This window comes from Kaarinaea lacus, assembly GCF_975902315.1.
In genome coordinates this window covers 1-7,805 of sequence record NZ_CDLKIE010000069.1, presented here as the reverse complement: position 1 = coordinate 7,805, position 7,805 = coordinate 1, and the positions used below count along the sequence as shown (strand labels likewise).

Genomic DNA, 7,805 nt, shown 5'->3' with positions numbered 1-7,805 from the left:
GTACGTGCCGTGGGATATAGCTCAAAAGCAGCAAGGCGCGATTATCCAAAAATGGTATTGCTTCTGGATATCGCCAGTGAAGACGATGACAAGGTAGCAAAAGCAGCGACTGAAGTGGTGAACATGGCAAACGCCAGAAACGCCGAAGGCTTTATTGCTTCGAGCCCCGAAGCCCGCCACCAGTTTTGGCTGGACAGGGCCAGAACCGCCGCCATCGCCGCTCACACCAACGCGTTTAAAATCAATGAAGACGTGGTGATCCCCCTCGACAAGCTGGCCGAATACAGCGAGGCCATTGAGCGCATCAATATAGAGCTTTCCACCCAGAACAAACTGCGCATGATCGATGCAGCCATCGAATTCCTGGAAGGCGATTTGCTTAAAAAAGTAAAGCTTATCGATTATGAATCCAGCTCAGAAAGTGACGACATAATAATAAGCAAACAAAATGCAGCACGCGAGTTACTCAAAAAAGTGAAAACACAATGGTCCTGTTTGCTGGACCATATCGATGACGCTGTCTCCAAACACCCTGAATTGCTCGATACGGAACTTGTCAATGAACAGGATGCACCGCTGGATTTAACGATTGAATCTGACGACACCCTGTTTCGGTTGCTACAGCGTCGCAATTTACGTATATCTTACCGACGCAGTGTTGAACAACCTTTAAAAGAAATTTTCGCCGGCAAGGAGTTTGAACCGCTACGCAAGCAATTTGATAATATTCACGCACAATTCCGCAATAGCCGCCTGTTTGTCGCCACTCACATGCATGCCGGCGATGGCAACGTGCACACCAATATACCCGTGCACTCCAATGATTATTACATGTTGCAGGAAGCAGAGTCTGTGGTTGATCGGATTATGGCAATTGCAGAATCTCTGGGTGGTGTTATTTCCGGCGAACATGGTATCGGCATTACCAAAATCCAGTATTTGGACAATGACAGCATTAAAGTATTTGGTGATTATAAAAAACGAGTTGATCCTGAACATCGTTTTAATCCCAGCAAGCTGCTGGCAAAAGACACGCTCTCCAGTGCCTATACACCTTCTCTCCGCTTACTGGAGCAGGAAGCCATAATACTGGAAGCCAGCGAACTGGGTGAATTAAACAAGGAAGTAAAGGATTGTTTGCGCTGCGGTAAATGTAAAAACGTTTGTAATACCCATGTCCCCAGAGCCAACCTGCTTTATTCACCGCGCGATAAAATTTTGTCTACCGGACTAATTATTGAGGCATTCCTGTATGAGGAACAAACTCGACGCGGTCTGTCGATACGTCATTTTGATGAATTAAATGACGTTGCCGACCATTGTACGGTATGCCACAAATGCCTCAATCCCTGCCCGGTAAATATTGATTTCGGGGATGTCTCCATCCAAATGCGCAATTTGCTCAAAGCCAATGGCAAAAAGAATTCCAGCCTTGGAACACTGGTATCAATTGCCTACCTCAATCTTACTGATCCCAGGGCTATAAGGCTGATGCGCAAATCGCTAATCGGCTGGGGCTACAACATTCAGCGTTTCGCTAATCACTGGTATCGCAAAATTGTGCCTGCCAATAAGGAAAAAATTCCCGCCGCCACGACGGGAAAAATGACGCTCACCACGCAGGTAGTGCATTTCGTCAAAAAACCTATGCCATCTAATGTACCGCGTCATACAACGCGGGAATTACTGGCGCTGGAAGACGATAGAACAGTGCCCATCATACGCGATCCTGAAAAACTATCCGATGATTCAGAAAGCATATTCTATTTCCCTGGTTGTGGATCGGAACGTTTATTTAGCCAGGTTGCGCTGGCCACTATCGCCATGTTGTATGACCTTGGGGTACAAACCATTCTGCCTCCCGGGTACTTATGCTGCGGATACCCACAAACTTCCAGTGGCGACGAAAAGAAAGGCAAACAAATTTCAATTAACAACCAGGTGCTCTTTCACCGAGTCGCCAACACGCTTAACTACATGGATATAAAGACCGTATTGGTGTCTTGCGGAACCTGCACGGATCAACTGGAAAAATATCAGTTTGAAAAGATTTTTCCTGGCTGCCGATTAATGGACATCCACGAATACCTGATGGAGAAAGGTGTTAGCCTGAAAAACAACACAACGGGTACGAAGTATATTTATCATGACCCCTGCCATACTCCGATAAAGACCTACAGCGTGAACAAAGTAACCAAACAGTTACTGCAACAGGATGTGCCCATATCCGATCGCTGTTGTGGTGAAGCAGGCACTTTTGCGATCGCACGACCTGATATCGCTACCCAGGTTCGCTATCGCAAACAGGAAGAATTACACAAAGGTATAAAACAGCTCACTGGTGAAACAGTAGCCCAAGAGGAAAACGTCAAATTGCTAACATCTTGCCCGGCATGTCAACAGGGTTTGTCCCGTTACCAACAGGAGACTGGATTGAAAACAGATTACATCGTGGTTGAACTGGCTAATCAGTTACTTGGGGATAATTGGCAATCTGAATATGTGGAACGAATCAGGAAAGTGGGCATCGAACAGGTTTTATTATAATAAAATTTCTGTAGCGACTAATTATAAATTTTAGCCTCTAGACTATATACTTTTGAGAAACTCCTGACCCATCGATATAGGCATTAAGAGCATCCCTGGTTACCTGAAAGACCTGTTCCAGTTTCAGGTATTGCTGTTTCAGGATTTCTTGAGATTGCTCCTCAACCGTTAAAGCCTCAAGTTCGACACAATTCCATGCCAATTTTAATGCCCCAATATTACCACTGCTGCCTTTGAGTTTATGCGCAAGATGCCGAATGCGCTCTTCATCTTCCGAAGCAATCGCTATACCAATACTTTGAATGTTCTTTGAAGTGTTGTCGATATAACCCGACAGATACCGGCCAAGTGGGGCGCTACCAATAAAATCACTCAATGCATCAAGAATTTCCTGCTTGAGCACTTGCTCTTTATCCGCTGAATCAACTCCGTCAGTTACTACTTGAGCCATTTTTCTAACCTTGAATATTATATTTTGTTGTGAGTAACCGAAATTACTCTGTCCATATGTTAGCGTCTAAAGTCCTTGAAAACTTGAATAAATTCCATGCTCGTAAAATACCTTATTGTCATTAAGCAAAACCTCGGGCATACTGTAATTCATTGTTTTTAATGGTAATAATACAACGCAAATGGAAAACAACGACGACGAAGCTATTGAATACGTTAGCAAATCCCAGATGAAACGGGACATGCTAGCCTTACAGGCACTCGGTGAAAAACTGGTAGAACTTTCAACTGATCAGTTACAGCAACTACAGCTGCCTGACGATCTTAGAAACGCTATACTGGATGCAAAGCACATTAAAAAACGCGGTGCCATACGCAGGCAGTTGCAGTACATCGGTCGATTAATGCGTGATGTCGATGCAGATGATATCCAGTCGCAATACGATAATGCCACACAACATTCTGCGAAGGCCGTGCAACAACTACATAAGATCGAAAAATGGCGTGAACGCCTGTTAGAAGAAGGCGATGAAGCAATTCAGGCGTTGACTGAAGAATTCCCCAATATAGATCGTCATCAGCTCAGGCAACTAATCCGTTCTGCAAAACAGGAAAAACTACAGAATAAGCCCCCCAAATCTTTCCGCAAAATATTTCAGTTACTTAAAACTGAATATGAATAAATATCCCATGAAAGATTCCAACGATTACTGATATCAAAAAAAACACCAATAAAAAAGGGCGCCTGGTTTTCAACAAGGCGCCCTTTTTTCACAACCGAATGGTTATATTAGCAATTATAATTCATCATCTTTATCGCCATAACGCCCCAGCATTGCGTCATCCTGCATGCTGTACGCACCTAGTCGATTGTCTGATTTCGGCATTTTACGTTTCTTTTCGACAGACATTTGTGATTTACTGATACTGACATTGGATACCTCTACCCACTCATCATTCACATCACCATAGCGACCCAGCATACTTTCGTCTTCCAATGTATAGCCCCCCAGGCGGTTATCCTGTTCCGCTAAGGCTTGCTGGCTGCCGAATATTGCCACACCTAAAGACAACATAAAACAACCAGTTGCAATTTTTTTCAGCATACTGCTCTCATTGCTTACCATAACAGATTGAATACGCTTCGACTGATCAACACCGCTAACAAACTTCATGCTACCACCTACCTCTTGGACTGAATTAACAACACAGTGCGTAACGTAAGTTACGCGCCTACCACACAGTTACCTGGGAAAAGTATCACTGAGAATTTCAGAATGGACTTTTCTTTTGTTGTTACTGTTATGCTGAGGTTATCGTCCGTTTTGTGAATTAGTTAACACTTATCATAAGATTTTATTGATCTACGTCAAACGTAACTTACTGATTTTATATGTTAGCGGGAGAAATTGGAGGGAATCTTTGTAAAACGCACTAAAATAATCAGCCCACGATACATCTGTGGGCTGTTTTCCGGGTTTTCCTGTATTGAATTTAAAGAGGTAATTAGCGTGAAACAATACAGGACATTTTTCGGTGATCCAGTACCGGAAAACTTCGGCGTAATTTTGAGATTTGTTGTCGATCCATGTTTGCTATCACGAATCCAGAGCCACTACTGAGTCGATCCCGAATCTGCCCCCAGGGATCAACAATCATACTGTCGCCATATGATTCACGCCCATTGATATGATATCCACCCTGCCCGGCTGCAACCACGTAACAAAGATTTTCAATGGCTCGAGCCCGAACCAGTACTTCCCAATGTGCTTTACCCGTTTCCGCGGTGAACGCGGAAGGAATCGCAATCAATTCAGCACCATGATCAACCATATTACGAAACATTTCGGGAAACCGTAAATCGTAGCAAACTGCCAATCCTAACTTACCGAAAGGAGTATCAACCACAACTACCTGGTCACCTGCTTCAATGGTTTCCGACTCGTTGTATTTCTCGTCACTTTGGTAGATTTGCACGTCAAACAAATGAGCTTTATCGTAACGTGCTACCTGCTCACCCTGGTCGTTGTAAAGAAGACAGGCGGCTCTAACTTTCTTTGGATCTGTGGTTTCCATGGGAATGGTTCCACCAACCAGCCAAACCTTGTTTTTTACCGACTGTTCAGAAAGGAAATTCTGTATGGGGCCACTTCCCGGTTTTTCGCGAATCGCCACTTTGTCCTGTTCTTTCATCCCCATAATGGCAAAATTTTCCGGCAACACAATCAGCTTGGCCCCCGCATCAGTGGCGAGACTGATCAGGCGCCCGGCCTCAATCATGTTTGCACTGACATTGGGACCGGAAGCCATTTGGATTCCGGCAATGTTTATTGTTATATTTTTTTCACTCATAAAACACCCAGACTGATATATACAATTAATCTAAAGCAAGTATCGCAAACAATTCGCTTTTGTTAAACGGCAAATTGCCGCATTTTGTTACAAAATTCACACTCTCAGAATCGCTAATACTTAAAATTCGTCAACTTCCTCATCGAATAGCGACTGCTCAACCACCGGCGTCAAAGTATAGTTGTCCCACGGGCCAGTTAATGAATATTCAATACTGGCTGCCCCTTCAATATCGGCTTTTAGCATTTGCTGTAACAGGATTATTAAGGGCTGTGCAGTTAATATGCTTAACAATACTGCTGCGTCCGTAATATGCGGGGTTACCCTGACTTTCTGATCATAGTCCTGCGCACCCAGACCTATGCGACCTTTTAAGGCGATGTCTGCATTAGTTCCCAACAGTTTGAAATTATTTGTATAAGCATCACCTTCTTCCAGCCGGAAACTCCCTGTTACGAAATCAAAGCTTAATCCCTTGGCAAACATATCGCTGAAATCCAGCGTTAATCGACGGGGCAAAGTTTGAATACTGAATAATCCGAATAAACGTGCTGTTCGCCCCGGTTCAATGTCCAGTATTCTACCGTTTTTGAATTCCAGCTCCACTTCACCGCTAAGCTGGGAAAAATCAGGATTAAATATTGTAGAAGGCCAGCGCAGCGTGGCTGAAATTGTCCCTTCACCTTCCTCGATAGTTTCCACGTAGCCAAGATCTTTCATCGTCTTACCAAGGTCTTTACTGTCCAACACAAATTCAAGTGCAGACTGATGATTCCCCTGGTCTATTAACCAGTGACCATGCCCCTTGATGGTGGTTTCCCTCGGATTAATAATTAATTGCTGAATCAATAGTCCATTGTCAGTTTTTGCAGTTTCAAGTGCAACGCTGCCTAATTGTTTATTGTCGTAGGCAACAAAACGGCTATTAAATTTGAGCGCAGGAAAGTCTCGAGGATCAACCTTACCACTGCTGCTTTCCGGTGTTCTAATATGCAGATGCTTCATATCAAATATCAAGCGCTGCTTCTCCAGATCTTTTGGCACTGTAACAACGCCCAGCATTTCCTTACTATCTACATTAATGGTGAGCCAGTCTTCCTGCTTCTTGACGGATAATTTCAGGTTTGTAGCGGGCTGACCCAAAAAAATAAACTTATCAGCCAACAGTTCTACTGAATTTATCAGCGCCAGATGGGGTGGTGCATGATCGGCGGATTCAATTTCAGTTTCAGCAACTTTTTCACCTGTTGGCTGCCGCAACGAAATTTGTTTAAACAAATTTGTCCAGATATCTACCGACAACTCCTTGATATTACCCACGATACGCAAGCCATCCGACCTGGGCAGCACAGCCGGTCCTCCCCCAAATCGTGCCTCGCCACGCGTTACCCAATAAGGACTATCAAGGTCATACTCAAAAACACCTTGGAAAGCACCCGCGAAATCCGCTTTTATCAAGGATTTTTCCGAATTTTTAATATTCATTGAAAGCTGCAACTGGCGCACATCCGTTTTTTTCTTATTAAAAGGTGGCGGCAAATTGACTTCGACCCCCTTAAGATTACTTCTAACCTTTAATTTCACATTACGTTTTGGCATTGCCGGTCCATCAGCAGGGAGTCGCAACTCAATGTTCCAGGCTGATTTACCATCGACCATATCCTGTAACACCGGAAAATATTCTGCACTTAATTGTTGGGCGTCAAATTTACCATCTGCCTTGATCACAAGGTCTTGTTGCCCGGGTTTCTTTTTATTGCTTTTCGTTGCTATAGATAGCTTGCTCGGCTGACCTAACAAATCTGCTTTTACTGAACTGGCAGACAGGCCGAGATGGGAAATATCAAGTTTTCCATTGATCTTCGTTAAAAGCCCGGGAAAGTCTTTCAACTCTAAACTGTTGTTCTTGAGAAATAACTTGCCTGTGACTTGCGATTCAACTTTAGGCTTTATTTGCATTTGAATATTTAAATCAAGTTCACTATCACCGCTGGCTTTTAATCCTGTCAAAAACTGGCCATATTTTCTGTTCAACGGGGGGCTAACCATCAGGTAATTTAATTTTTCCTGGGACGCTCCTGCTATTTTTCCCTCTATGTTCAGATCCAGCGGCCTTTTACCCAGCCTGGGAATTTCCACTTGAACATCACTCAATGTTGAATCAAAGATTTTTCCGTGATCGGCTGTTATCGATAAAGTATTGCCTCGAAATAGTACGTTCGCATGAAGATCATGAATCTTCGGCCAATCTTCTGCGTAATCAAGGATGCCATTCTCAATTTCAAAACGCGTTTCAAATACTCCCTGCCCCCTGGTAAAGGGAAACTGATTTAAAGGACCATATACAATGGCGCCGCCGGAAAGAATATCCCCCTGTATAATGGCTCCATCCAGCCACTTAACAGTCTTTTTCTTCATGACAGATACAGGGTAGTAATAGGAAGCCTTGCTGCCAT

At 43.8% G+C, this 7,805-nt stretch carries 6 protein-coding genes; 2 read left to right on the top strand and 4 right to left on the bottom strand.

Features of this window, described 5'->3' with window-relative positions:
• A partial coding sequence (locus tag ACWVCM_RS01605; RefSeq protein ID WP_455199949.1) for a DUF3400 domain-containing protein occupies positions 1–2,547 on the top strand: 2,547 nt, incomplete at its 5' end.
• A gap of 37 nt (positions 2,548–2,584) precedes the next feature.
• On the opposite strand, the gene ACWVCM_RS01600 is transcribed toward ACWVCM_RS01605, so the two are convergent.
• Positions 2,585–2,998, bottom strand: coding sequence for an Hpt domain-containing protein (locus ACWVCM_RS01600; RefSeq protein ID WP_455199948.1), 414 nt, complete (start codon positions 2,996–2,998; stop codon positions 2,585–2,587).
• A gap of 181 nt (positions 2,999–3,179) precedes the next feature.
• Between ACWVCM_RS01600 and yjgA the strand changes: the two genes are divergently transcribed.
• Positions 3,180–3,680: a ribosome biogenesis factor YjgA gene (gene yjgA / locus ACWVCM_RS01595; protein WP_455199947.1), complete on the top strand. Its 501-nt coding sequence runs from the start codon at positions 3,180–3,182 to the stop codon at positions 3,678–3,680.
• A gap of 114 nt (positions 3,681–3,794) precedes the next feature.
• Here the strand turns inward: yjgA and ACWVCM_RS01590 are convergent, their stop codons facing one another.
• The 3 genes from ACWVCM_RS01590 to ACWVCM_RS01580 all read right to left on the bottom strand — a co-directional run.
• Complete coding sequence (locus ACWVCM_RS01590; protein WP_455199946.1) at positions 3,795–4,172, bottom strand: hypothetical protein; 378 nt, start codon at positions 4,170–4,172, stop codon at positions 3,795–3,797.
• 331 nt (positions 4,173–4,503) lie between these two features.
• Entirely contained in the window at positions 4,504–5,349 is an 846-nt protein-coding gene (locus ACWVCM_RS01585; RefSeq protein ID WP_455199945.1) for a carbon-nitrogen hydrolase family protein, read from the bottom strand.
• A 120-nt stretch (positions 5,350–5,469) separates the two neighbouring features.
• A partial coding sequence (locus ACWVCM_RS01580; RefSeq protein WP_455199944.1) for a YhdP family phospholipid transporter occupies positions 5,470–7,805 on the bottom strand: 2,336 nt, incomplete at its 5' end.

Excerpts from the sequence above, each read along its gene's own strand:
- ACWVCM_RS01590 (WP_455199946.1), bottom strand. The coding sequence starts at position 4,172 with ATGAAGTTTGTTAGCGGTGTTGATCAGTCGAAGCGTATTCAATCTGTT.
- ACWVCM_RS01600 (WP_455199948.1), bottom strand. The coding sequence starts at position 2,998 with ATGGCTCAAGTAGTAACTGACGGAGTTGATTCAGCGGATAAAGAGCAA.
- yjgA (WP_455199947.1), top strand. The coding sequence starts at position 3,180 with ATGGAAAACAACGACGACGAAGCTATTGAATACGTTAGCAAATCCCAG.
- ACWVCM_RS01585 (WP_455199945.1), bottom strand. The coding sequence starts at position 5,349 with ATGAGTGAAAAAAATATAACAATAAACATTGCCGGAATCCAAATGGCT.